Here is a 25,988-nt window from a genome sequence, read left to right as displayed (position 1 = left end):
ACTGAGAATCGGCAGAAAAAAACGCCACGACTTCGGTCGTGGCGTTTTCGTTTGAGCGTTGCGTTACCTTGCCTTACTTCGTCAAGGCGCCGCGCGCGCCAGCGCCGCCGGCACGCCGGCAGCGCGACTCAATCCCGCTCGAACAACGCAATCGACTCCACATGCGACGTATGCGGGAACATATTGACCACGCCCGCCCCCACCAGCCGATAGCCCGCCTCATGCACGAGCAGACCGGCATCGCGCGCGAGGGTCGCCGGCGCGCACGAGACATACACGATGCGCTTAGGCAGCGGACCATCGCCGCTCTGCGCGATCTCCACCAGCGCCTTGGCGACAGCCAGCGCACCTTCGCGCGGCGGATCGATCAGGAACTTGTCGAAGTGGCCGAGCGCGCGCATGTCGTCGGCGGTGATTTCAAACAGGTTGCGGCACGCGAACGACGTATGCCCCGCCACGCCGTTCAACTCGGCATTGGCCAGCGCGCGCGCGGTCAACACCTCGCTGCCTTCGATGCCCACGACTTCCTTCGAAATCCGCGCGAGCGGCAGCGTAAAGTTACCGATCCCGCAGAACAGATCGAGCACGCGATCCGTGCGCGCCGGCGCCAGCAAGCGCAACGCACGGCTCACCAGCACGCGGTTGATGGCGTGATTCACCTGGGTGAAATCGGTCGGCTTGAACGGCATGCGGATGCCGTATTCCGGCAGCGTGTAGTCGAGCTGCGCGTCGAGCGGATAGAACGGCGCGACCGTATCCGGGCCGCCCGGCTGCAACCAGAACTGCACCTTGTGCTGATCGGCGAAATCACGCAGCACCTGCTCGTCCGCAGCCGTGATGGGCTCGAGATTGCGCACCACCAGCGCCGTAACCGACGAGCCCACCGCCAGTTCAAGCTGCGGCATGCGGTCGTAAATCGACAGCTTACGCACCATGAAACGCAACGGCATGAGCATGGCCGACACGTGCGGCGGCAGCACTTCGCACGTCTTCATGTCGGCGATGTAGCTGCTCTTCTTCTCATGGAAGCCGATGCGCATGCCGCCTTTTTCCGGCAGGAAACGCACAGCCAGACGCGCGCGGTAGCGATAACCCCAGGACGGCCCATGAATCGGCCGGAACACCGTTTCCGGGCGCAGCTTCGCCAGATGCTGCAGGTTGTCTTCGAGCACACGCTGCTTGACGGCCACCTGCGCGCGAATGTCGAGATGCTGCATCGAACAGCCGCCGCAGATATCGAAGTAAGTGCATTTCGGCTTGGTGCGCATCACGCTTTCGCGGAACACCTGGACCACTTCGGCCTGCTCGAATTTGGGCTTGCTACGATGCGTCGAATAACTGACGCGCTCGCCGGGCAACGCGCCTTCGACAAAGATAACCTTGCCGGACGTGCCGTCTTCGGTTTCCGTGCGGCCGACGCCGCGCGCTTCCATATCGAGCGAAACGATTTCGATGACCGGCTCGTTGCCGGTGACGACGTGTGCCGGCGCGGGCGGAGGCGTCTTGGAGCGCTTCGGCGCGCGGCGATGGGGAGCAGTTCGGGACACCTGCGACTTCCTGACAAACTTGGGGAAAGGCGAGATTGTAGACGAAGCGCCGCGCCTGGCCATCATTCGGAGCGGCGGCAACGGCCCCAAGCAGGTCCAGGCCGAGCGTGGCGTGAGTCTGCGGACGAGCGCCTCGCATCATGAACGAAAGGACCGCCGTGGCGCCGCAATCCGTCGCAATCCGCCGCAAGGCAAACGCGTCACGCCCCGAGCGCAAGCAGCTTACTGGTCGAACGCCGCCAGATACTCGGCCCATTGCGGCGCCGTTTCCAGCGCCAGCGCGTTCTTGACCAGGTTGATCTCGTCAGCATACTCCGCAGGCGAAAACGCGCCGCGAATCAGTTGGAAGCGGCAATAGAGCAAGTATGTATTGACGACGTCGGTCTCGCAGTAGTTGCGAATTTCCTCGATGCGCCCTTCCTGATACGCATGCCACACCTGGCTGCCGTCCATGCCCATCTTGCCGGGGAAGCCGCACATCTTGGCGAGCGCGTCGAGTGGCGCGTTGGCGCGCGCCTGGTACATGGCGAGCACGTCCATCAGATCCGTGTGACGCGCGTGATAGCGGCTGATGTAGTTGTTCCACTTGAACTCGCGGTCGTCCTCGCCGAGATCCCAAAACTTATAGGCGGGAATGCCGTTGACGAGCGCGCGATAGTTCAGCACCGGCAGGTCGAAGCCGCCGCCGTTCCACGACACGAGCTGCGGCGTGTACTTCTCGATCACGCGATAGAACGACTGCACCAGCGCCGCCTCGCCGTCTGCCAGCGTGCCGAGCGAGCGCACCCGGAAGCCGTTGTTGTCACGGAACACGCAGGAAATCGCCGCGATCCGTTGCAGATGATGCGGCAGGAAATCGCTGCCGGTTTTTTCGCGGCGCGCGGCGAACGCATGCTCGGCGACTTCGGCGTCGCTCAGGTCGGCGGGCAAATCTTCGAGGCGGCGAATGCCGGCGACATCGGGAATCGTCTCGATGTCGAAAACAAGAATCGGTGTCATCAGGTTATAGAACGGCGTCTTTCCGAACACCGTTGGAGGCGAAGAAGCGCTTCAACCGCACGAGCGCTTCCTGTTGGATCTGGCGCACACGCTCGCGCGTGAGGCCCATTTCGTCGGCGAGTTCTTCGAGCGTGGCGGGTTCGATGTGATTCAGGCCGAAGCGGCGCTCGATCACATGACGATGCTTGTCCGACAGACGCGCCAGCCACGCGCGTGTAAGCGTTTCCAGTTCGCGATGCTGCACTTCGGCGTCCGGCGACTGGCTCTGGTCGTCGGACAGCAGATCGAGCAGGCTGCTCGCCGGATCGAGATCGAGCGGCGCGTCGAGCGACGCGGTATGTTCGTTCAGCGCGAGGATGTCGGTGACTTCGTCGGTGGTCTTGCCAGTCAGATAGGCGATGTCGTCGATGCTGGCGTCGCGGCGCTCGGCGGCCTCGCCCGAATTCATCGAATTTTTTTCCAGATGGCGCTTGGCGCGCAGCACCTGATTGAGCTCGCGAATCACGTGCACCGGCAAACGGACAGTGCGTGCCTGATTCATGATGGCGCGCTCGATACTCTGGCGAATCCACCACGTGGCGTAAGTAGAAAACCGGAAGCCGCGCGTCGGATCGAATTTCTCGATGGCGTGCATCAAGCCGAGATTGCCCTCTTCGATCAGATCGAGCAGTGGCACGCCGCGATTCAGATAGCCCTTTGCGATACTGACGACGAGCCGTAGATTGCGTTCGATCATGACCTGGCGCGCTTCGAACTCGCCCGCCTTGGCAAGACGCGAATATTTCTGCTCTTCCTCAACAGTCAGAAGCGGCTTGACGCTGATACGGTTCAGGTAGTGCTGAATCGTGTCGGCCGTCAGCTCGGCTTGCAGCAGCGCGCGGAAATCGTCCGCGTCCGGCGCGGCTTCGCTCGCGCTTTCACGGGTTTCGCCGGCTTCGTCAGCGCCGCCCTGGCGTTCGTCGAGATCGCGTTCCTCGGCGATCTCCTCTTCCACTTCCGAAGCGCCGCTTTCGTCGACCGAAGCGGACATAGCGTTGCTGGTCTTCTCAGACTCGGCTTGCGGCGGGCGGCGCTTCGATTTCGGCATGGTCGTATCGCTTATTGCGGCGGCAAATACTTCAGTGGGTCGACAGGTTTACCCTGCCGGCGAACTTCGAAATGCAACATCACACGGTCGGAATCGCTATTGCCCATCTCGGCGATCTTCTGCCCCTTCGTCACCGCGTCCCCCTCTTTTACCATCAAAGAGCGGTTATGTGCATACGCCGTGAGATAAGTTGCATCATGCTTGATGATAATGAGATTGCCGTAACCACGCAGCCCATTTCCGGCATAAACCACGCGGCCGTCCGCTGACGCCTTCACCGGATCGCCCGCAGCGCCGCCGATATTGACGCCCTTGTTGGTCGAGTCGTTGAAGGTGCCGAGCAGCGGTCCGCGCACCGGCCACGCGAAGGCCACGTTGCCGGACGCGCCGGCGTTCGAATCGCTGGCCGCGCCAGGAGTGGCGGGCGGCGTCAGCGACGCGTTGTTCGTCGTAGAACCGTAGATGGGCGGCGCTGCCACACCGGCTGCGCCGCTAGTCCCGCCCGCCGCCAGCGGCGTGCTGCCGAGCGGTGCGCTTTGTACCGCACCACCGCTGCCGATCGGTGCGGTCGACACGCCCGGCGTCAGCGCCGCGGTGTTCGCACCCGGCGGCACGACGCGCAGCAACTGATCGACTTCAATCTGATTCGGGTTGGTGAGATTGTTCCACGCCGAAATGTCGCGGTAGTTCTGACCGTTCTCCAACGCGATCCGATACAGCGTGTCGCCCGGCTTCACGCGATAGTAGCCCGGCGGCGGCGGTCCGAGCGGCACGGCCGGCTGCGGCGTGCCTTGCGTACTGAGCACGGTGCCGCCGGAGCGGTCGACGACCGGCGCCTGATCGAGCCGGGATGCGCAGGCCGTCATCAACAGGGACAAGGCGAGCACGCACACGCTACGCTGGGTTACGGTCATGGGGACATTCAGGCTGGTTCTTCGCATCGCGCGCAACATACTCATCGGTGTCAAATCACTCCGGATTTTAAGGGTACAAAGAAAACGCGATCAAGCCGCGACTCGCGCCACTGCGCGGGTCCGAGGCGCTCGACTAGCGTCAGCACCTGATTCTGGCCGTCCTGCGAGCCGACCGGCGCGACCAGACGGCCGCCGATCGCGAGTTGTTCAAGTAATGCCTGCGGTACGTCGAGCCCCGCCGCCGCGATAACGATCGCGTCGAACGGTGCCGCCGCCGGCAGTCCCAAGCGGCCATCGCCGTAATGCAGGCGAATGTTCGGAATGCGCAGCGGACGCAAGTTCGTCTTCGCGCGTTCAGACAACGGCTTAATGCGCTCGATCGAGTAAACCTCGCGCGCCACCTGGCTCAGCACGGCCGCCTGGTAACCGCAGCCGGTGCCGATTTCCAGCACGTTGGTGAGCGCGCGGCCGGCAGCGGCCAGCTCGATCATTCGTGCCACCACCGACGGCTTGGAAATGGTCTGGTGATGACCGATCGGCAACGCCGCATCTTCGTAGGCCTGAACCGCGAGACCCGGGTCGACGAACATGTGGCGCGGCACCACCGACATCGCGTTCAACACGCGCTGATCAGTCACGCCGTTCGCACGCAGGCGTTCGACCATGCGTTCGCGAACCCGTTCCGACGTCAGTGCCATTGCGCCGTTCAAAGCGACGTTAGGCGCGGCGCCGCGCTCGCTGGATCGGGCAACAGGTTTGGCCGACGCCGACGGCTGCGCGGCGGAGCGTGTCGTCGAACTTTGAACGACTGGCTTGGCCGGCGTTTTAATGGAAGGCGCGGCCACCGGCTTTGGTGGCGTCGCCGCCGAGGGCTTGGCTTGCGGTTTAATCTGCGCCGCGGTCTGCGCCCTTGCTGGCCTCGATTGGGATTTACCCGCGGAACCGGGTGGCGCATTCTTCGCGGGTTGCTGACGCGCGTTCAGTGCCGCACTCGCGGCGAGCGCCGCCGCGCGGATTTCGCCTGGACGTCCTTCGGGCCGGCGCGGTTCGCGCACCAGGTCCTCGAGGCCGAGCGGAAAGCGCTTGGCGCGCTCGCTGGTCATGAAGCGCCGCCGCCGGCGCGCGCCCAGTCGCGCGCTGCGGGCAGCATTTGCGTGTGGGTCAGGTCGAGTTGCAGCGGCGTGATCGACACGTGGCCGTTGGCGACGGCGTGAAAGTCGGTGCCTTCGCTCGCGTCGCGCGCGCTGCCCGCCGGACCGATCCAGTAGATCGGCTCGCCACGCGGGTTGGTCTGGCGGATCACCGGCTGCGACGGATGCCGTTTGCCGAGACGCGTGATCTGCCAGTCGCCGAGTTGCTCATACGGCAGATTCGGAATGTTGACGTTCAGAAGCGGATGCCCGGGCAACGGCTGCTCGAGATAGTGCGCGACGATTTCAGCGGCGACGCGCACCGCGTCGTCGAGATGCACCCAGTCCTTGTCGACCAGCGAGAACGCGATGGCCGGCACGCCGAACATGATGCCTTCGGTGGCGGCCGCGACGGTGCCCGAATAGAGCGTGTCTTCGCCCATGTTCTGACCGTTGTTGATGCCCGAGACCACGAGGTCCGGCGTATGGTCGAGCATGCCTGTCAACGCGATGTGCACCGAGTCGGTGGGCGTGCCGTTCACGTAGTAGAAACCATTGGCCGAGCGCAGGACCGAGAGCGGCCGCGACAGCGTCAGGGAATTCGACGCGCCACTGCAATTCTGTTCGGGTGCCATCACGGTGACGTCTGCGATCGGCTTGAGCGCTTCGTAAAGCGCAGCAAGGCCGGGCGCCAGATAACCGTCGTCGTTGCTGAGTAGGATTCGCATGCGGCGATTGTAACCGAGGAAAGAAGACGCGCGAACGACACGGCGGGCCATGCGCACGACGTATGCAATGCGCACGTGTTGGGATGGTGAAAGGCTGGCGCGAGTCGACGGCCGGACATGCATCGCACACTTGCCGATCACATGTGAGGCAATAAAAACGCACGGTCGTGCTGATTGTTTTACACTCAGAATACTTGCGAACCCCTGATCGAAATGGAGACACGATGCGCGCGATTCGCTGCAAACAATATGGGCCGCCGGAGAGCCTGGTCGTCGAAAACCTGCCGGACCTCGAAGCGCCGCCGGGTCATGTCGTGATCGACGTCAAAGCCGCAGCCGTCAACTTTCCCGACGTGCTGATCATCGAGAACAAATACCAGTTCAAACCGCCCCTGCCCTTCACGCCCGGCTCGGAAGTCGCGGGCGTGGTGCGCGCGGTCGGCGCGGACGTCACGCAGTTCAAGCCCGGCTCGCGCGTGGTCGCCTTCACGGGTCAGGGCGGCTTCGCGGAGCAGGCGCTCGCGCCGGCCACGGCGTGCGTGCCGTTGGCGGAAGATATCGACTTCGAACTGGCCGCGGCGTTCACGCTGGCGTACGGCACGTCGCATCACGCCGTGGTCGATCGCGGCGCGCTGCAAGCGGGCGAAACGATGCTGGTGCTCGGCGCGGCCGGCGGCGTCGGGCTGGCTGCGGTCGAAATCGGCAAAGCGCTCGGCGCGCGCGTGATCGCGGCCGCGTCGAGCGACGAGAAACTCGCGACCTGCGTCAAGCACGGTGCGGACGCCACCATCAACTACAGCACCGAAGATCTGCGCGAGCGCATCAAGGCGCTCACCGACGGTAAAGGCCCGGACGTGATCTACGATCCGATTGGCGGCGTGTATGCGGAGCCGGCGTTTCGCAGCATCGGCTGGCGCGGGCGTTATCTGGTGGTGGGCTTCGCCAACGGCGAAATTCCGAAGCTGCCGCTCAACCTGACGCTGCTCAAAGGCGCGAGTCTGGTCGGCGTGTTCTGGGGTGACTTTGCGAAGCGCGAACCGCAGCGCAATCATGCGGCGTTCGAGCAGATGACGCGGTGGATCGGCGAAGGCAAGCTCAAGCCGTATGTGTCGGCGCGCTATTCGCTCGAGGACACCGGGCGCGCGTTGCGGGATATGGCGGAGCGTCGCGTGATCGGGAAGGTGGTGGTGACGCCTTAGTTTTTTCGCGTAACCGATTCGCTCCGGTAGCAACCAAAAGAAACGACGCTCGGTTTTCCAACCGGCGCGTCGTTTATTTTTCACTAAGCGTTGTGCGTCGCGTGTTGAAGATCGAGCTTCGCGCGTATCGAACGCGCGCCGCTCCGCGCTACAGCTTTTCCGTGTCGCCCGTCTTGGGCTGCCACTTCATCAAGCGCCGCTCGCCGATGCCGACGATCGCATCCAGAATCAGCGCGAACGCGGTCAACACCAGAATCCCGGCAAACACAGTATTGATATCGAAGGTGCCTTCGGCCTGCAGAATCAGATAGCCGACGCCGCGCGCCGAGCCGAGATATTCCCCCACCACCGAGCCGACGAACGCCAGTCCCACCGACGTATGCAGGCTCGAAAACACCCAGCTCATCGCGCTAGGCAAGTAGACGAAGCGCAGCAAATGCTTGCCGTTCGCGCCGAGCATGCGCGCGTTGGCGAGCACGACCGGGCTGACTTCCTTCACGCCCTGATAGACGTTGAAGAACACGATAAAGAACACCAGCGTGACGCCGAGCGCCACCTTCGACCAGATGCCCAGCCCGAACCACACGCCGAAGATCGGCGCGAGAATCACGCGCGGCATCGAGTTGGCCGCTTTGATGTACGGATCGAACAGCGCGCTCGCCAGCGGCGAGAGCGCGAGCCACAAGCCGACGCCGAGCCCAAGCGCCGTGCCGAGCGCGAATGCGAGCACGGTTTCGACCAGCGTGATCCACAGGTGCAGGTAGATTTCGCCGCCCACGAACCACTCCCAGATCCGCTGCAGCACTTTCTGCGGCTCGCCGAAGAAGAACGCGGCTTTGTTGGGGTCGTCGAAATAGAAAGGAGGCAGCAGCGTCGGGCTGGTGAGCACGTACCAGAGCACGAAGCACAGCACCAGCAGCAGCCATTGCCAGATCACCAGATTCGCCCGGTTCGGGCGCAACGTCTTCCACATGACTCGGTTTGCCTTGGACGATTGTTTAACGCAAATACGTGACGCGAATACGTCACGCGTTTACGGCGCTTACGTTTATACGGCGGTGAGTTGCTGCTGATAGCCCTTGAGCACTTCGTCGCGCAGCACGCTCCAGATCTGCGCATGCAACTCGACGAAACGCGGATGCGAACGGATTTCGGCAACGTCGCGCGGACGCGGCAGGTCGATCGTGAATTCGCCGATCGGATGCGTGCCCGGCCCGGCCGAGAGCACCACCACGCGGTCGGACATCGCGATCGCTTCGTCGAGGTCGTGCGTGATGAACAGCACCGCTTTGCGTTTGGCGGCCCACAGGTCGAGCAACTCGTTTTCCATCAACTGACGCGTCTGGATATCGAGCGCGGAAAACGGCTCGTCCATCAGAATGATGTCCGGATCGAGAATCAGCGTCTGCGCCATCGCGACGCGCTTGCGCATGCCGCCCGACAACTGATGCGGATAGCGATCGCCGAAGCCGCCGAGACCGACGCGCTTCAACCACTCGTCGGCTTTGCTGCGGGCTTCGGCCGGCGGCACACCGTGGAACGCAAGGCCGGCCATGACGTTGTCGATGGCCGAGCGCCACGGCATCAGCGCGTCGGCCTGAAACATATAGCCGGCGCGCCGGTTGATGCCCTTGAGCGGCTCACCGAATACGCTGACCGTGCCCGACGACGGCCCCAGCAAACCCGCGCCGACATTCAACAGCGTGGACTTACCGCAGCCGGTCGGGCCGACCACCGAGACGAACTCGCCCGGCGCGATGCGCAGCGTGGTTTCCTTCACCGCGGTGTAGCGCTGCGCGCGGTTGTCGCGCGCGGCGAACGTGCAGGTGATGTTGTCGAGCGCCAGTGCGGCAACGGTCATCGTTCAGCTCGCTTCGAAAGATCGGATTGGTGTGTGATCAAGTCGCGTCTTGGCGCGCGGCGCCGGGACCGAGCGATTGCGACGCGCGTTGCGTCGCCTCGCGGCCCGAACGCCTGCGCTCGACTCAAGCCTTGACGGTAGTCAGCGCTTTCTTGACGAAGTCGTTGGTCCACGTCTTCGACAGATCGATCGGTTTGCCCTGCACGTTCGGATCGAACGCCTGCAAGGTCTTCAGCGACGTCGCGGGACCGTCCGCCGGCATCAGGCCATCGGGCGACATCGCTTCCTTCACGTGCTGCCACGCGTCCAGATACACCGCGCGGTCGCCCAGCAGATAGCCTTCCGGCACCGTGTTGATCAGTTCGCTGCCAGTCGCCGTTTGCAGCCACTTGAGCGCGCGCACCATCGCGTTGGTCAGCGCCTGCGTGGTGTTGGGATTCTTCGTGATGAAGCTTTGCGATGCGTACAGACACCCCGCTGGCATATCGCCACCGAAGACGCTGCGCGTGTCGGCAAGCGTACGCGTGTCGGACACCACGCGAATCTCGCCGGTGCGTTCGAGCTTGGTCATGACCGGATCGAGATTGGCGATGGCGTCGATCTGCCCCGACTGCAACGCGGCGATCGCGCCAGCGCCCGCGCCGACGCCGATAAACGCGACGTCTTTCGCGCTCAGCCCCTCTTTCGCCAGCACGAAGCTCGCCATGATCGAGGTCGACGAACCCGGTGCGGTCACGCCGATTTTCTTGCCCTTCAGATCGGCGATCGACTTGTAGTTCGGCATGGTCTTCTTCGAGACTGCGAGCACGATCTGCGGCGCGCGCCCTTGCAGGACGAACTCGCGGAACATCTGCTTTTGCGCCTGCAGCAAGAGCGTATGCTCGAACGCACCGGACACCACGTCCGCGCTGCCGCCGACTGCGGCCTTCAACGCCTGCGAGCCGCCGGCGAAGTCGGAGATTTCGACGTCGAGCCCTTCGTCTTTGAAGTAATTGCGGCGCTCGGCGATGGTGAGCGGCAAGTAGTAGAACAGGTTCTTGCCGCCGACGGCGATCGCCACCTTGCTGGTTTCAGGTTTGCCCTGCGCGAAGGCAAGCGGCGTGGCGGCGAGCGTGGCGCCCGCGAGTGCGGCAGTGCCGGCGAGAAAACTTCTCCGTTGCATGGTCTCGAGTCTCCAAACTTTTATGGTCCGATTTTCTGTCCGGTTTTTTTGCCGGCTTTTTTTGCTGCCGCTGCACGCGTGAGCGCCGCGTTTGCATCCGCTTTCGAGCCACGGCTTGCGCGACGTCGCATACGCGGCAACCGTGAATCACGCGCGGCAGGCATGCCGCGCGGCGCGCTTACTCAAACGATCTGTTGCGCGTGCAACCTTGCAATGTGGTCTGCATCATAACCTAGCGATTGCAGGACTTCATCGGTATGTTCACCCAGTTCCGGGCCGAGCCAGCGTGTCTCGCCCGGCGTGGCCGAGAGCTTTGGCGTGACCGACGGCAGCGTGATTTCGCGGCCGTCCTGCCACTTGAAACGCTGGATCATCTGGCGCGCCATGAACTGCGGATCGGTGAACATGTCCGCCACACTGTAGATACGGCCCACCGGCACGTCGGCGGCGTTCAGCACGGCGAGCGCTTCGTCGATGGTGCGCGTGGCGAGCCAGCCAGCGATCGCGCCGTCGATTTCCTGGGTACGCGGCACACGGCCGTCGTTGTGCGCGAGCGCCGGATCGTTCGCGAGATCCTCGCGCTCGATCGCGATCATCAGGCGCTTGAAGATCGGATCGCTATTGCCGCCGATCACGATGCTGCCGTCGCGGCACGGATAAGTATTAGACGGCACGATGCCCGGCAGCGACGCGCCGGTGCGCTCGCGCACCATGCCATACACGCCGTATTCGGGCACCACGCTTTCCATCATGTTGAAGACGGCCTCGTACAGCGCGACGTCGACGACCTGCCCTTTGCCGCCGTTCACCTGCTTGTGATGCAGCGCCATCAGTGCGCCGATCACGCCGTGCAGCGCGGCGATCGAATCGCCGATTGAAATGCCGATGCGCGGCGGCGGCAAATCCGGGTAGCCGGTGATATGACGCAAGCCGCCCATCGATTCGGCAATCGCGCCGAAACCGGGCCGGTCGCGATACGGACCGGTCTGACCGTAGCCGGACAGCCGCACCATGACGAGGCCGGGGTTTTCCGCCGACAGCACGTCGTAACCGAGCCCGAGTTTTTCCAGCAAACCCGGCCGGAAATTTTCGACGACGATATCCGCTTCTTTCGCGAGGCGCCGCACGATCTCCTTGCCCTCTTCGGCCTTCAGATTGATCGTGACGGATTTCTTGTTGCGCGCCTGCACGGCCCACCAGAGCGACGTGCCGCCGACTTCGGGATAGAGCTTGCGCCATTTGCGCAGCGGGTCGCCGCCCTTGGGATCTTCGATCTTGATGACGTCGGCGCCGAACTCGCCGAGAAAACGCGCGGCGAACGGGCCGGCGATCAGCGTGCCGAGTTCCAGCACCTTGACGCCGGCGAGCGGGCCGGTTTTATCTTGCGGCGCGGCGCTCGCGCCTGATTCTGGGATGGCGCTCATGTGTCTCCTTTGTCGACCGGAGTTAGCGCTTTAGCGCTTACTCCGGTCCCATGCAAAGCGGTCGACCCGAGTTAGCGCTTGAGCGCCTTACTCCGGTCCCATGCAAAGCCCTTAAGTCGATCCGGAGCTGGTGCTTACCGCCCTCTCCGTCCCCACAGCGCGCCCTTGTCTCATACAAGTTGTTTGCAGCTCCGATTCCGAAGCGTATCTCACAGCGCCGTAGTCGTTCCCTTGCGCTACATCGAGCGACGGTCGAGCATGGCGCGGGCGATCGTGCCGGCGTCCACGTATTCGAGTTCGCCGCCCACCGGCACGCCGCGCGCAAGGCGCGTGACGGCGAGGCCGCGCGCCTTGAGCGTCTGCCCGAGGTAATGTGCGGTCGCCTCGCCTTCGTTGGTGAAATTGGTGGCGAGCACGACTTCCTTGATCACGCCATCCGAAGCGCGCCGGACCAGCCGGTCGAAATGAATCTCCTTCGGACCGATGCCGTCGAGGGGACTCAGACGCCCCATCAGCACGAAGTAAAGGCCGCGATAGGTCATGGTCTGCTCGAGCATGATCTGGTCGGCAGGCGTTTCGACGACGCACAGCAAAGTGGGATCGCGCTCCTCATCGAGGCAGACCTCGCAGATCTGCGCTTCGGTGAAGGTGTTGCACTTCTCGCAGTGCTGCAGATGCTCAGTCGCGAACAGCAACGAGCGGCCGAGTTTTTCGGCGCCGTCGCGATCGTGCTGCATCAGGTGGTACGCCATGCGTTGCGCGGACTTCGGCCCGACGCCGGGCAGCGCGCGCAGCGCTTCGACGAGCGCCGACAAGGCGGAAGGTTGTTTCATGCGGATCGGCGTCGAAGTGGGTAGTGCCCGGCTATTCGGGTGGCGATGCGGTTGATTCGATCGGTTTCCATCATCCCGGCGACGGCCGGCGCAACGGCACAAGGACGCACGATGCACGCCTCGGCCGAACGACGGCCAGTTGGGACAAGCCGGAACACGCGCGCGGCGAATGCAGCACCTGTGGCAACTGCAGCATGCGCAACTCGCGCGTGCCGTTCACTCCGCGGCGAACACCGCCGCGGCGCCTGACCCGCCGCCTTGCAACGGTGTCGTTCAGAACGGCAGTTTGAAGCCCGGCGGCAGCGGCAGACCCGAAGTCATGCCGCCCATCTTTTCCTGAGCGGTGGCTTCGGCCTTGCGCACGGCGTCGTTGAACGCGGCGGCGACCAGGTCTTCCAGCATGTCCTTGTCGTCGGCGAGCAGGCTCGGGTCGATCGATACGCGGCGCACGTCGTTCTTGCAGGTCATCGTCACCTTCACGAGACCAGCGCCCGACTGCCCCTCGACTTCGATCAGCGCGAGTTGCTCCTGCATCTTCTTCATGTTTTCCTGCATCTGCTGCGCTTGCTTCATCAGCCCGGCGAGTTGGCCTTTCATCATGGACATGCTCCTTCTTGATAGCGTGAAATTCGGAAATCGGGCGCGCTATGGTGTGTCGCGCGGCGAATCAGTGGACCGACGGCGCGCCGTTCGAACCGGCGTCCGGAGTAATCGGGCGAATGGAGCCCGGTACGATGCTCGCGCCGAACTCGCGGATCAGCGACTGCACGAACGGATCAGCGCCGATCTCGCGCTCCGCTTCCTGCTGGCGCTTCGCGCGCAAGGCGGCGTCGTGCGCGGCGGCCGTACGACGCGCCGGACCGACTTCGACGAGCACGTCGACAGTCTGGCCGAGCCTGTCGGCGAGCGCGGCTTTCAGTTTAGCGACTTGCGACGCTTCCGCGTACTGCGGCACCGGCACGTTCAATTTGAGCGTGTTGCCTTCGAGCGCCATGAGTTCGCTGTTGAACGCGAGCTGATACGAAATGCCCTTGAGCGGCAAGTCGACGGCGAGCGCCGGCCAGTCGCCCTTGAAGCCCAGCGGATCGAGCGGCACGGCGGCCGGCAGTGGACGTTGATCGACCACCGGCGCCGGCGCGGGGGCGGCGGCGGAATTCACGCGGACGTCGTCCGGGCCGCTGTCGAACACGGGCATGTAGCCGTCGTCCGGCAGGCCGTAATAGCCTTCGTCCGCGGCGGTGAGCGGCATGTATTCGTCGGGCGGCATGTCGTCCCACGGCGGCGCCGACGCGCCGTTCTGCTCGGCGCCGTTGCGCTGTGCGGGCGCTGAAGATGCGGACGTGCGAGCGGCGGGTGCTGCCGATGCTGCCGGCGCGGCATCCTGCTGCGGCGCGCGGCGCGGTGCGCCCGGTGTCGGCACGGGAACGACGACGCGCGGCACGGCCGGTTTTGGCGTAGCGGGCGCGGCGGGCTTCGCGGTCGCTGCCGCAGTCGCGCGGCCACGGTCCGACGATACTTTCAAACCGGCGCTGCGCAAGACGTCGAGCGCGGCGCTTGCGCCACCCGCGCGACGCGGTGCGCTGTCGGCAGCGGGCGGCGGCTCCTGCGACTCTTGCGACGCTGCTGCGGCCTGCTCGGTGCGTGCGAGCGCAGCCGCTGCGGGTGCGCTCAACGAAGACGCGGGTGCTGAGTCGTCGAGAGGTGCGGCGACGTCGTTCGTCTCAGAACCGTTGGGGACAGCGGCTACGGAAGCTTCGTTAGCGGCCGAGTCGGTGGGCGCGTCATCCCACGGCGCCAAGGCGGCGGTAGGAGTTGCGGGCGACGCGGATGCCGCGGCGGCATCGCCCACTGCGGACAACGGCGCTGGATTTACCTCGTGAGCAACCAGCGCCGGCTCTGCACCGGGCGATTGCTCTGTCGTTACGCCTTGAACAGAATCCGGCAGCGTGGCCTGAATACTGTCAACTGCAGCCGGCACTTCAATTGCGCCATTGGCTCGCTGCGCAGCCTGAACCGATGCGCCAACCGCAGCGCCCTCGTCCACCGCCGCGGCATCGCCAGGCCGCGTCTCACGCACCGGCGCGGTAGCGTTCACGCTCGCGTCACGCGAACTCGCCGATGCAGGCGTCGCGGCTGCCGTCGCAGGCAAACCCGAAGCGCCTTGTCGCGCGGCCACGGCCGGCGCGCCAGCACGTTTGGCTCCGTTCGCCCCCGCCTGGCCAGGCGCACGCGCCGAACCCGCGGCGCCACCGCCGCCGCCCGTGGGCGCCGGTTCGAACGCCAGCATGCGCAAGAGCGTCATGGTGAAGCCCGCGTATTCGTCCGGCGCGAGACCCAGTTCGCTTCGACCGATCGTCGCGATCTGATAGAACAATTGCACCTGTTCGGCGCTCAGCGCTTCGGCGAAGCGACGCAGGTCGGCCGCCTCGGGCCACTCGTCCAGTACCGACGACGGCGCGAACTGCGCCCACGCGATCCGGTGCAGCAAACTCGCCAGATCCTGCAGCGCCGTCGAAAACGACAGACTGCGCAACGCCATCTCGTCGGCGACCGACAGCACTGCGGCGCCGTCGCCGTCCGCGAGCGCGTCGAGCAGACGAATCAGGTAGCTCTGGTCGAGCGCGCCGAGCATGCCACGCACGGCTTCTTCATTGACCTGATTAGCCGAATAGGCGATCGCCTGATCGGTCAGCGAAAGCGCGTCGCGCATCGAGCCGTCGGCCGCGCGCGCGAGCAGACGCAGCGCCTGGGCGTCGTACGGCACCTTCTCTTCGCCGAGAATATGTTCGAGATGCGAGACGATGTGGCCAGCCGGCATCTGCTTCAGATTGAACTGCAGACAGCGCGAGAGCACCGTGACCGGAATCTTTTGCGGATCCGTCGTGGCGAGAATGAATTTGACGTGCGCAGGCGGTTCTTCCAGCGTCTTCAACATGGCGTTGAAGGCGTGGTTGGTCAGCATGTGCACTTCGTCGATCATGTAGACCTTGAAGCGCGCATCCACCGGCGCGTAGACGGCACGCTCCAGCAGCGCCGCCATTTCGTCGACGCCGCGATTACTCGCCGCGTCCATCTCGACATAATCGACGAAGCGCCCTTCGTCGATCTCGCGGCACGCGCGGCACACGCCGCATGGCGTGGAAGTCACGCCGGTTTCGCAATTCAGCGCCTTGGCGAAGATGCGCGACAGCGTGGTTTTGCCAACGCCGCGTGTGCCGGTAAACAGATAGGCATGGTGCAGACGGCCGCCGTCGAGCGCGTGCGTGAGCGCGCGCACCACGTGCTCCTGTCCGACGAGCGAAGCGAAATCCTTCGGCCGCCATTTGCGTGCGAGAACTTGATAGGTCATCCGGAAATTGTATCAGTAACGATGCTGCGCAAAACCGATTCGCGACGGCGCACGAACGCACGCTGCCACTTCATTGGAAGTGACTAACGGACCGATAGAAAAAAATAGATGAAGCGCGCGAGAAACATCAGTAGAGATGGCTGCATGCCGCTGCGCTAAGGGTAAAACAGGAGATGGAATGCGTTTGCGGAAGAACCCGCGGAGACCAACAAGAACCGACAGAACAATCAGAAAAAGGAAGGTGACGAGCCCGACCCTCGGCACTGGTGGAAAACGGCTGTGGCTGCTTCGTTCCCGACCTGACCAGGTTGACCATCCCTCCATGCGAGGAGGCCCGTCACGAAACATTCTATCACCGCTTGAGCCGTCGTGCGACTGTTAATACGAGCAAAGCGCCAACGACGCGCTGAATCACTACTTCCGCGTCATATAGACGAACTCGCGGCGAGTCGCATTGCAGCCACTTGAGTTTGGCCGGCAAGCCACCAGATACGTTGCGTCATGGTTTGAAGAGCCACGGTGGGACTTCATCGGCAGCCATTGGCCCTACTGCCCTGATGAGTGCTATCGCCCCCGGCAACGCATAGCGAATTAAGCTAAACTGCCGTACGGATGACCCGCAAACGCGAGCCTTCCGCATATTCCGAAATGGGTTTTTACCTTTTCCGGCGTGTGTCGGCAAAGCTTCGGTTGCGGCAAAGCGAACGGAAGTTTCCTTAGGTTTTGACGTATCGTGGCGAGCAATTCAGGCGGGCCTCGAACCGATAGAGGTATTCATACAATGAGCGAACAAATCAAGCATATTAGCGACGCATCGTTCGAACAGGACGTCGTGAAATCCGATAAACCCGTGCTGCTCGATTTCTGGGCCGAATGGTGCGGTCCGTGCAAGATGATCGCGCCGATCCTCGACGAAGTCGCGAAGGATTACGCCGATCGCCTGCAAATCGCCAAGATCAACGTCGACGAGCATCAATCGACGCCGGTCAAGTTCGGCGTGCGCGGTATCCCGACGCTGATCCTGTTCAAGAACGGCGCTGTCGCCGCGCAGAAAGTCGGCGCACTGTCGAAATCGCAACTCACCGCGTTCCTCGACGGTAACCTGTAAAGCGTCATAACGGCGCACTGCGAGGCTTCTGAGGCCCGCGGGCGCAGTGTTGAGCGTGTTGTCAGCCGGCAACACGCTCAACAAGAAAGATGCCATGCCGTCGCACCGGCGGAAACTGGCGTGTGCTATGCTAGAATCCGCAAAACGTCGAAAAGACGTGTAAGTCCTTGAGCGGTTCCGCTCACTCTCCTCCCAGATTCCATTTCGTCGCACCTTCTCCTGCGGGTTCTCCGTATGCATTTATCCGAGCTTAAGACTCTGCACGTGTCCGAATTGATCGAGATGGCCAATGGCCTCGAGATCGAAAGTGCGAACCGCCTGCGCAAGCAGGAATTGATGTTCGCCATTCTAAAAAAACGAGCCAAAACGGGCGACACGATCTTCGGCGACGGCACGCTCGAAGTGCTGCCGGACGGCTTCGGCTTCCTGCGTTCGCCGGAAACCTCGTACCTCGCCAGCACGGATGATATTTACATCAGCCCGTCGCAAATCCGCCGCTTCAACCTGCATACGGGCGACACGATCGAAGGCGAAGTGCGTACGCCGAAAGACGGTGAACGTTATTTCGCGCTGGTGAAGGTGGACAAGGTCAACGGCCAGCCGCCGGAAGCCTCGAAGCACAAGATCATGTTCGAAAATCTGACGCCGCTGCACCCGAACAAGGTGCTGCTGCTCGAACGTGAAATGCGTGGCGAGGAAAACGTCACGGGCCGCATCATCGACATGATCGCGCCGATCGGCAAAGGCCAGCGCGGCCTGCTGGTTGCGTCGCCGAAGTCCGGCAAGACCGTGATGCTTCAGCACATCGCGCATGCAATCAAGCAGAACCATCCTGATGTCGTGCTGTTCGTGCTGCTGATCGACGAACGCCCGGAAGAAGTGACCGAAATGCAGCGTTCGGTGGCGGGCGAAGTGATCGCCTCCACGTTCGACGAACCCGCCGCGCGTCACGTGCAGGTCGCCGAAATGGTGATCGAAAAAGCCAAGCGCCTCGTCGAAATGAAGAACGACGTGGTGATTCTGCTGGACTCCATTACGCGTCTCGCGCGAGCGTACAACACGGTCGTGCCGGCTTCGGGCAAGGTGCTCACCGGCGGTGTCGACGCCAACGCGCTGCAACGTCCGAAGCGCTTCTTCGGCGCGGCGCGCAATATTGAGGAAGGCGGTTCGCTGACCATCATCGGCACGGCGCTGATCGAAACCGGCAGCCGCATGGACGACGTGATCTACGAAGAATTCAAGGGCACCGGCAATATGGAAGTGCACCTTGAGCGCCGTCTTGCTGAAAAGCGCGTCTATCCGTCGATCAACTTGAACAAGTCCGGCACGCGCCGTGAAGAACTGCTGATCAAGCCCGAAGTGCTGCAAAAGATCTGGGTGCTGCGCAAGTTCATTCACGACATGGACGAAGTCGAGTCGATGGAATTCCTGCTCGACAAGATCCGCCAGACGAAGAGCAACTCCGAGTTCTTCGACATGATGCGTCGTGGCGGCGGCAGCTAAGTAATTGGGCTGATATAGCCGCAGCAATCGCAGCATACGCACCGCGTAGAAAAGCCGCTCGTCGCAAACGAGCGGCTTTTTTTCGCCCTTCGATTTGCCACCCGCGCACGGCGCACAGACCAGGGGTCCGGTGTCGACGGAGAATCGCTCATCGCTGCAACCTGTACGTGAACGTACACGTTGTAGTACAATGCCACCAGTCCGTCATGTCAGTCACACACCTATGTCGAAGGACTCACCCACTCTGCTCACGGTGCGCGACGCGGCCGAACGTCTCGGCGTCACACCGCGCACGCTGAAGTACTACGAGGAACGCGGCCTCGTGTCGCCCACGCGCAGCGAAGGCCGCTACCGGCTTTACGACGAGGACGATCTGAAGCGCTTCGGCCGCATTCTGCGTTTGCGCTCGCTCGGTTTCTCGCTGCACAGCGTCACCGAAATGCTCAAGCGTCCGCTGGAATCCGTCGACGGCGGACATCGCTACTCGACCGAATCGCTGCAGCAGATTCACGACGCCATCGAGCAGCAGGTCGCAGCACTCGACGCGCGCATCGAAAGCGTGCGCCGCGAACTGAAGGAAGCACAGAAGCTGCGCGCCGAATTGAGCCCCGACCTCGACTACCTGAAACGGCGCCTCGCCGGCGAGAATGCGGAGGCGTTGCTCGAACAGCGCCGCAATGCGCGCGCCAAGGCAGGCAACGCGACACCTTCAAAACAGGCAACAGAACCGGACGCGCCCACTCCGGGCGTATCCACGCCGGGCAAATCCTCATGAGCACCATATCGCCCCGCGCGTCGTTGTTCAGCGTCGAAAAACTGCGCGGCGATTTCTTCCCCTGGGTGCTGGCCGTCGTCACCGGCCTCGATTATTTCGACAATTCGATCTTCTCGTTTTTCACCAGCTATATCGCGGGCGGCATCAACGCCTCGCCCGATGAACTGGTGTGGGCGTCGAGCGCCTATGCGGTCGCGGCGGTGCTGGGCATCCTGCAGCAGCAATGGTGGGTCGAGCGCTTCGGTTACCGGCGCTACGTGGCCGGCTGCATGCTGCTCTATGCCGGCGGGTCAGTGGCCGCGGCGCTGTGCGAATCGTCGATCGAACTGGCGTTCGCTCGTGGCTTTCAAGGCTACTTCATCGGCCCGATGATGGGCACCTGCCGCATCCTGATTCAGATGAGTTTCAAGCCGCAGCAGCGTCCCGCGGCCACCCGGGCATTTCTCATACTGATCGTCCTGAGCAGTGCGCTGGCGCCGCTGATCGGCGGCCAGCTGGTCGGGCATTTCGACTGGCGTGCGCTGTTCGCCTGCACGGCGCCGGTGGGCGTGCTATTCGCCGTGCTGGCCTTGCTCGCATTGCCCGACTCCGGCAACCGTCTGCCGGAGGAGCGCGGCGCGGCGCATTTCTGGCCATACATCATCTTCGCGTTCGCGCAAGGCGCGCTGCAGATCGTGATGCAGCAGGTGCGCTTCCAGTTGTTCAGCGCGTCGCCCGGGCTGATTCTGCTGACCGTCACCGGGATCGTCGCGCTAGGCTGGTTCGCCTATCACCAGTGGCATCATCCCGCGCCGCTCGTGCGCCTGCATGCGTTGCGCGAAAAGGTGTTCCAGGTCGGGCTCGTGCTGTACATGTTCTACTACTACATCTCGACAGTGTTCAGCTATCTGATCTCGCGCTTCCTCGAGAGCGGTCTCGGCTATCCGGTCGAAAACACCGGGCAACTGGTCGGCGTGACGTCGCTGATTTCGGCGAGCGCCTTGTTCGTCTATTTGCGTTACGCGAAGCTGCTGCCGCGTAAGAAGCGGATCATCGTGCCCGGCTTCGCGGTCGCCGCGTTCGCCGCGGCACTAATGACGCGCATGTCGCCCGGCGTCGGCGAGGCGGCATTGATGCTGCCGTTACTGCTGCGCGGCTTACTGCTGCTATTCATCGTGCTGCCGGTCGCCAATCTGACATTCAGAATTTTCGCCATCGAAGAATTTACCCACGGCTACCGGCTGAAAAACATCGTGCGGCAACTGACCATGTCGTTCGCGACGGCCTCCGTGATCATCGTCGAGCAGCATCGCCAGGCGTTGCATGAAACTCGCCTCGCGGAGTTCGTGAATCCGTACAATCCTGTGTTCCAGAACTCGCTTGCCGCGCTGACGAAAGGCTTTGCCGCCGCCGGCCGCTCGCCCTCCGAGGCGCACTCGCTGGCGCTCGTGGAAATCAGCCGCACGGTGGCGCAACAAGCCAGCTTTCTGACCTCGCTGGACGGCTTCTACTTTCTGATCGGCGTGGCGATTTGCGGCGGCCTGTTTGCCGCGTGGCAAAAACAGATCGACTAAAGGTTGCTTCAGGCCATGCTCTCGAAACTGACTCAATGGTTCGGCACACGCCGGCGCGAGCGCGCGCTACGCGACTACGCGATCGACGATTCGCTCTGGCAAGCCACGCTCGACGGCCTGCCATTCCTCGCGCGCCTCGCTGCGCCGGACCTCGTGCGTTTGCGCGAACTGACGAGCCTGTTCCTCGCGCAAAAAGAATTTTCGACCGCGCACGAACTCGAACTCACCGACGCGATGACCGTGGCGATCGCCGCCCAGGCTTGCTTGCCGGTGCTGAACCTGAGCCTCGATCTGTATCGCGGCTGGGTCGGCGTGATCGTCTATCCGGGCGAGTTCGTGATCCGCAAGACGGTCGAGGATCAGGACGGCGTCGTGCACGAAGTCGAACAGGATGCGAGCGGCGAAGCATGGGAAGGCGGGCCGGTCGTGCTGTCGTGGGAAGACGCGCAAATGACGGACGGCTCGGACGCCTACAACGTCGTGATTCACGAATTCGCGCACAAGATCGACATGCTGAACGGCGAAGCGGACGGCCACCCGCCGCTTATGCGCCGCTGGCATGCGCCGCTCGATTCCCAGGCTTGGGCCGACGTGTTCGACCATGCTTACGACCACTTCTGCGCCAGGGTCGACGCAGTGCTGGAGCGTCGCTGGGCGCGCTTCGAGCGCGACTCGCTGATCGATCCGTACGCGGCGGATCATCCGTCGGAATTTTTTGCCGTTTGCAGCGAGGCGCTATTCGTTCAGCCGGAGGCATTCGAAGCCGAGTATCCGCAGCTTTACCGGCTGCTCGCGCAGTATTACCGGCAGGATCCGGCACGGGTCGGTATGACGTTCACGCCGCCCGCCTGACGCGAACGCCCGCCGGGCAAGGGCCGGCGCCCATATGCATGACGGCCGCCGAGCGTGCCAGATAGCCGTGAAAACGGCGCGTGCCGCTAGCAAAAACCGCGGCAAAAGTCGTCAAGCGACTGATTTTCTGGCATAATCGCCGTTTTTCGACCACAGGCAAGTGGCTCGCGCCTAGATGCGGCTCGTTAAATACGACCGCACGCGGGTTGGCTACCGCCAGATTAAAGGAAAGATCATGAAAGAAGGCATTCACCCGGATTACCGCGAAGTTCTGTTCATCGACGTGTCGAACGACTTCAAGTTCGTGACGCGCTCGACCATCCAGACGCGTGAAACCGCAGAATTCGAAGGCAAGACCTACCCGCTCGCCAAGATCGAAGTGTCGTCGGAATCGCATCCGTTCTACACCGGCCAGCAAAAGATCATGGACACGGCAGGCCGCGTCGAGAAGTTCCGCAACAAGTTCGGCTCGCGCGCTACCGGCAAGGCAGTCGCGAAGTAATACCTGGCTCGTCGCCGGCTTTGGCCGGCAGCGCAGCAGGAGCAAAAAGGGCAGCGCGAGCTGCCCTTTTTTGTCGCCGGGCTATCCATCCATAGCCAATGCGGCGGCGAAAAGCGCACGGCACGGCGCGCCACCCAAACCGTGTTACAGCGTTTCCAACCACGTTGCGAGCCGTTACCGGCCGTGACGCGCATCGCACGGCACGACTACAATGCCGGATGCTCCAAATTGGCCTTCGAGCCGGACATGCCGTCCGGCCCTGGCTGCACCGCTTATCCAATATCCACACACCGCATGAGACCTGTCGTTCGCCTCACTGCCTCAGCGACCAGTGCGTTGCCGCGCTGGCTGCTGCTGACCATCTGTATCGTCTACGCATCGTTCGGACTCTTCGGCCGCGATCCGTGGAAGAACGAGGATGCAGCCGGCTTCGGCGTCATGTGGACCATGGCGAACGGCGGCGCGCACGACTGGCTGCTGCCGAATCTGGTCGGCAAATACCTCACTGAAGACGGCCCGCTCGGCTACTGGTTCGGCGCCAGCGCGATCCGCCTGCTCGCGCCGTGGGTCGACGCGAGCAACGCATCGCGCGTCTTCACGGGCCTGATGTTCTGCGCGGGCTGCGCGTTCGTCTGGTATGCGGCTTACCTGCTCGGCCGGCGCGCCGAAGTCCAGCCATTCAAATACGCGTTCGGCGGCGAGCCGGAGCCGCGCGATTACGGCCGCACGCTCGCCGACGGCGCGCTGCTGATCCTGCTCGCCTGCTTCGGCCTTGCCGAGCGCGGCCACGAAACTACGCCGCAACTCGCACAATTCTTCGGCATCGCGATGCTCGTGTACGGGCTCGTGCGCATGATCGACAAGCCGATTCAGGGCGCGCTGATCTGGGGTCTCGCCATCGCCCTCGTCACTCTGGCGAGCAGCCCGGTGCTGGTCGGCGCGCTGCTGCTCGGCACGCTGGCGATGACGCTGATCGTGCGCGAAACGCGCTCGCGCTGGCTGCTGCTGGCGGGTCTGCCGGTGGCGCTCGTGCTGTCCGTGGCGTGGCCGATCGCCGCGCTCGCCGCCTTCCCCGTCGACGCCGTCTGGTACCTCAATCAATGGGTGCACGTCAGCTTGAGCTCCTTCGCCGGGCCGCCCGGCTCGGTCGCCGGCTATGCGCTGAAAAACCTGCCGCTTTTCACGTGGCCGGCATGGCCGCTGGCACTGTGGGCGTGGTTCAGCTGGTCGGGGCTGCGGCGCGCGCCGCACGTGGCCATTCCGCTTTCGGTGATCGGGCCGCTGTTCGTGCTGGTCGTGCTGCAGAGCCATCAATCGAACCGGCTCTACATGTTGCTGCTACCGCCGCTCGCGGTGCTGGCCGCGTTCGCGCTGCCCACGCTCAAGCGCGGCGCGATCAACGCAATCGACTGGTTCGCGCTCCTGAGCTTCACGATTCTCGGCAGCTTCGTCTGGCTGGTTTATATCGCGGGCTTGACCGGCTTCCCGCATCCGCTCGCGCGCAATCTCGCGCGTCTCGCGCCGGGCTTCGCGCCGCAGTTCAAGATCCTGTCGTTCGTGTGCGCGGTCGCCGTGACGGTCTGCTGGTTCGTGCTGGTGCAGTGGCGGCTCGCGCGCCATCCGAAAGTCTTGTGGCGCAGCGTGGTGCTCTCGAGCGCCGGCACCACCCTCATGTGGGTGCTGCTCATGACGCTGTGGCTGCCGGTCGTCAACTACAGCCGGACCTATAAGGACGTCGCCGAACAGATCGCCGCCCATCTGCCGGACGACTACACCTGCATCTCGCCGGTGCGCCTCGGCAATGCGCAGATCGCGACCTTCGCTTATTTCGGCGACATGCACTTCTCCTTCGACCAGGACTGCGACGTGATCCTGCGTCAGGATACGCAGGACTACGGCGAACCGAGCGCGATGTCCGACTTCGTCTGGAAGCTGGTGTGGGAAGGCCGCCGCGTGGCCGACCGCGACGAACGCTTCCGTCTGTACGTGCGCATCGACCGTCCGAAGCCGCCGGTCGTCAAACGCCGCAGCTGGCACAAGAAGTCCGACTGAGCATGTTCGCCGACGTACGGAAAATCGCCGGCCTCGCCTGGCCGGTGCTGATCGGCCAGTTGGCGATCATCGCGTTCGGCGTGATCGACACGGCGATGGTCGGCCGTTACTCCGCTGTGGATCTGGCCGCGCTCGGCCTCGGCTCGTCGATCTATATCTCCGTGTATATCGGGCTGACCGGCATTCTGACCGCGCTGCAACCGATTACCGCGCAACTTTACGGCGCGCGCCGCTACATCGAGATCGGCGAGGAAGTTCGCCAGGCCTTGTGGCTGGCGCTGGCGCTGACCGTGATCGGCTTCCTGATCCTGTTCTTCCCGGGCCCCGTGTTGCAGGTCGCGCGCGTGCCCGAGGCGCTGCACGAGCGCACCGTCGCGTACCTGCGGATTCTGGCTTTCGGCTTGCCGGCCGGCCTCGCTTTTCGGGTCTACAGTTCGGTCACCAACGCGGTCGGCAAGCCGCGGCTCGTGATGATTCTGCAGATCGGCGCGCTGCTGCTCAAGGTGCCGCTCAATACGTGGTTCATCTTCGGCGGATTCGGCGTGCCGGCGCTCGGCGGGCCGGGTTGCGCGCTCGCCAGCACCATGATCAACTGGGCGCTGGCCGCGCTCGGCATGCTGCTGCTGACGCGTGTCGAAGTGTTCATGCCGTTCGCGATCTTCAGCCAGTTCTGCTGGCCGGTCTGGCGGCGCCAGGCGGCGCAACTGCGGCTGGGCATTCCGATGGGCCTGTCGTATCTGATCGAAGTCACCTCCTACACGTTCATGGCGCTCTTCATTGCGCGCTTCGGCACGACGACGCTCGCCGGCCACCAGATCGCCGGCAATATCGGCGCGGTGCTGTACATGACGCCGCTGTCGATCGGCATCGCTTCGTCGACGCTGGTCGCGCAAGCGCTCGGCGCGCATCGTCCGGAAGCGGCGCGCACGCTGTCGCGTCACGGCATCATGATGGCGATGGCGATTGCCTGCTGTTACGGCGCGATCGTGCTGGTGCTGCGGCCGTACATCATCGAAGGCTATACGCCGAATGCGCAGGTCGTGACGGCGGCGTTGCCGCTGGTGTTGATCGTCGTGTGCTATCACCTGTTCGATGCCTTGCAGATCACCACTGCGTTCGTGCTGCGCGCCTACAAGGTGGCGGTCGTGCCGACCGTAATCTACGCGGTGGCGTTGTGGGGCGTGGGGCTCGGCGGGGGTTATGTACTCGGTTTCAACGTGACCGGCGGCACGCCGGAATGGCTGACCGGCGCGCGTGGCTTCTGGGTGGCGAATACCGCGAGTCTGGCGATTGCGGGCGTTGGCTTGCTGATGTACTGGCGCGTGGTGAGCAAGCGGTATCTGCGTGCCGAGGCGGCGCTTCAGGTGGATTCGGCGGCTTGATGGGGCTGTGTGGGCGGCGAAAATGTTG

The 25,988-nt window shown here is 63.5% G+C and carries 22 protein-coding genes and 1 other RNA gene; 9 read left to right on the top strand and 14 right to left on the bottom strand.

What is annotated here, in order from left to right; all coding sequences use genetic code 11:
- Window positions 1-128: 128 nt before the first annotated feature.
- From rlmD to surE, 6 genes are all read right to left on the bottom strand, one after another.
- The gene (gene rlmD, locus BPHYT_RS09125; protein ID WP_012432850.1) at window positions 129-1,547 is read right to left on the bottom strand and encodes a 23S rRNA (uracil(1939)-C(5))-methyltransferase RlmD; all 1,419 of its coding nucleotides are present in this window, start codon (window positions 1,545-1,547) and stop codon (window positions 129-131) included.
- Between the two features lie 222 nt (window positions 1,548-1,769).
- Entirely contained in the window at window positions 1,770-2,546 is a 777-nt protein-coding gene (locus BPHYT_RS09120) for a 3'-5' exonuclease (RefSeq protein WP_012432849.1), read from the bottom strand.
- A gap of 4 nt (window positions 2,547-2,550) precedes the next feature.
- Entirely contained in the window at window positions 2,551-3,633 is a 1,083-nt protein-coding gene (rpoS, locus tag BPHYT_RS09115; RefSeq protein ID WP_012432848.1) for an RNA polymerase sigma factor RpoS, read from the bottom strand.
- A gap of 11 nt (window positions 3,634-3,644) precedes the next feature.
- The gene (locus BPHYT_RS09110) at window positions 3,645-4,592 is read right to left on the bottom strand and encodes a peptidoglycan DD-metalloendopeptidase family protein (protein WP_012432847.1); all 948 of its coding nucleotides are present in this window, start codon (window positions 4,590-4,592) and stop codon (window positions 3,645-3,647) included.
- A gap of 5 nt (window positions 4,593-4,597) precedes the next feature.
- Window positions 4,598-5,650 (bottom strand): protein-L-isoaspartate(D-aspartate) O-methyltransferase, encoded by a 1,053-nt coding sequence (locus BPHYT_RS09105; RefSeq protein ID WP_012432846.1) that lies wholly within the window; start codon window positions 5,648-5,650, stop codon window positions 4,598-4,600.
- Entirely contained in the window at window positions 5,647-6,405 is a 759-nt protein-coding gene (gene surE / locus BPHYT_RS09100; protein ID WP_012432845.1) for a 5'/3'-nucleotidase SurE, read from the bottom strand. Before surE ends, BPHYT_RS09105 begins: the two co-directional genes overlap by 4 nt.
- A 224-nt stretch (window positions 6,406-6,629) precedes the next feature.
- Between surE and BPHYT_RS09095 the strand changes: the two genes are divergently transcribed.
- A complete protein-coding gene (locus tag BPHYT_RS09095; RefSeq protein ID WP_012432844.1) occupies window positions 6,630-7,604 on the top strand; it encodes an NADPH:quinone oxidoreductase family protein in 975 nt (324 codons plus the stop codon).
- Window positions 7,605-7,752: 148 nt separating this feature from the next.
- Here the strand turns inward: BPHYT_RS09095 and BPHYT_RS09090 are convergent, their stop codons facing one another.
- The 8 genes from BPHYT_RS09090 to ffs form a co-directional block, all read right to left on the bottom strand.
- A complete protein-coding gene (locus BPHYT_RS09090; RefSeq protein WP_012432843.1) occupies window positions 7,753-8,577 on the bottom strand; it encodes an ABC transporter permease in 825 nt (274 codons plus the stop codon).
- A 75-nt stretch (window positions 8,578-8,652) separates the two neighbouring features.
- Window positions 8,653-9,465 carry an ABC transporter ATP-binding protein gene (locus tag BPHYT_RS09085; RefSeq protein WP_012432842.1) on the bottom strand — a complete coding sequence of 271 codons (813 nt, stop codon included), beginning with the start codon at window positions 9,463-9,465 and terminating at the stop codon, window positions 8,653-8,655.
- A gap of 124 nt (window positions 9,466-9,589) precedes the next feature.
- A complete protein-coding gene (locus BPHYT_RS09080; RefSeq protein WP_012432841.1) occupies window positions 9,590-10,627 on the bottom strand; it encodes an ABC transporter substrate-binding protein in 1,038 nt (345 codons plus the stop codon).
- Window positions 10,628-10,809: 182 nt separating this feature from the next.
- The gene (locus BPHYT_RS09075) at window positions 10,810-12,051 is read right to left on the bottom strand and encodes a CaiB/BaiF CoA transferase family protein (RefSeq protein WP_012432840.1); all 1,242 of its coding nucleotides are present in this window, start codon (window positions 12,049-12,051) and stop codon (window positions 10,810-10,812) included.
- Window positions 12,052-12,287: 236 nt separating this feature from the next.
- Window positions 12,288-12,884 carry a recombination mediator RecR gene (gene recR / locus BPHYT_RS09070; RefSeq protein ID WP_012432839.1) on the bottom strand — a complete coding sequence of 199 codons (597 nt, stop codon included), beginning with the start codon at window positions 12,882-12,884 and terminating at the stop codon, window positions 12,288-12,290.
- 273 nt (window positions 12,885-13,157) lie between these two features.
- On the bottom strand, window positions 13,158-13,484 hold the full coding sequence (locus tag BPHYT_RS09060) for a YbaB/EbfC family nucleoid-associated protein (RefSeq protein WP_007182071.1): 327 nt from the start codon (window positions 13,482-13,484) through the stop codon (window positions 13,158-13,160).
- A 67-nt stretch (window positions 13,485-13,551) separates the two neighbouring features.
- The gene (locus tag BPHYT_RS09055; RefSeq protein ID WP_012432838.1) at window positions 13,552-16,233 is read right to left on the bottom strand and encodes a DNA polymerase III subunit gamma/tau; all 2,682 of its coding nucleotides are present in this window, start codon (window positions 16,231-16,233) and stop codon (window positions 13,552-13,554) included.
- A gap of 240 nt (window positions 16,234-16,473) precedes the next feature.
- An RNA gene (gene ffs / locus BPHYT_RS36900) (signal recognition particle sRNA small type) lies at window positions 16,474-16,572 on the bottom strand.
- Window positions 16,573-17,014: 442 nt separating this feature from the next.
- Between ffs and trxA the strand changes: the two genes are divergently transcribed.
- The 8 genes from trxA to BPHYT_RS09015 all read left to right on the top strand — a co-directional run bounded on the left by trxA (window position 17,015) and on the right by BPHYT_RS09015 (window position 25,960).
- Window positions 17,015-17,341 carry a thioredoxin TrxA gene (trxA, locus tag BPHYT_RS09050; protein ID WP_006048864.1) on the top strand — a complete coding sequence of 109 codons (327 nt, stop codon included), beginning with the start codon at window positions 17,015-17,017 and terminating at the stop codon, window positions 17,339-17,341.
- 234 nt (window positions 17,342-17,575) lie between these two features.
- Window positions 17,576-18,844, top strand: a complete 1,269-nt coding sequence (rho, locus tag BPHYT_RS09045; RefSeq protein ID WP_006048863.1) for a transcription termination factor Rho — start codon at window positions 17,576-17,578, stop codon at window positions 18,842-18,844.
- A gap of 223 nt (window positions 18,845-19,067) precedes the next feature.
- Window positions 19,068-19,619, top strand: a complete 552-nt coding sequence (locus BPHYT_RS09040) for a MerR family transcriptional regulator (RefSeq protein WP_012432837.1) — start codon at window positions 19,068-19,070, stop codon at window positions 19,617-19,619.
- On the top strand, window positions 19,616-21,172 hold the full coding sequence (locus BPHYT_RS09035; RefSeq protein WP_012432836.1) for an MFS transporter: 1,557 nt from the start codon (window positions 19,616-19,618) through the stop codon (window positions 21,170-21,172). The genes BPHYT_RS09040 and BPHYT_RS09035 overlap by 4 nt, the downstream gene beginning before the upstream one ends.
- A gap of 15 nt (window positions 21,173-21,187) precedes the next feature.
- Entirely contained in the window at window positions 21,188-22,024 is an 837-nt protein-coding gene (locus BPHYT_RS09030; RefSeq protein ID WP_012432835.1) for a M90 family metallopeptidase, read from the top strand.
- A gap of 235 nt (window positions 22,025-22,259) precedes the next feature.
- Entirely contained in the window at window positions 22,260-22,526 is a 267-nt protein-coding gene (locus BPHYT_RS09025; protein WP_012432834.1) for a type B 50S ribosomal protein L31, read from the top strand.
- Between the two features lie 294 nt (window positions 22,527-22,820).
- Entirely contained in the window at window positions 22,821-24,578 is a 1,758-nt protein-coding gene (locus BPHYT_RS09020) for an ArnT family glycosyltransferase (protein ID WP_041758398.1), read from the top strand.
- A gap of 2 nt (window positions 24,579-24,580) precedes the next feature.
- Window positions 24,581-25,960, top strand: coding sequence for an MATE family efflux transporter (locus BPHYT_RS09015; RefSeq protein ID WP_012432832.1), 1,380 nt, complete (start codon window positions 24,581-24,583; stop codon window positions 25,958-25,960).
- The last annotated feature ends 28 nt before the right edge of the window (window positions 25,961-25,988 follow it).

It is taken from the genome of Paraburkholderia phytofirmans PsJN (genome assembly GCF_000020125.1).
Lineage (GTDB): Bacteria > Pseudomonadota > Gammaproteobacteria > Burkholderiales > Burkholderiaceae > Paraburkholderia > Paraburkholderia phytofirmans.
This window is presented reverse-complemented; position numbering and strand designations above follow the sequence as displayed.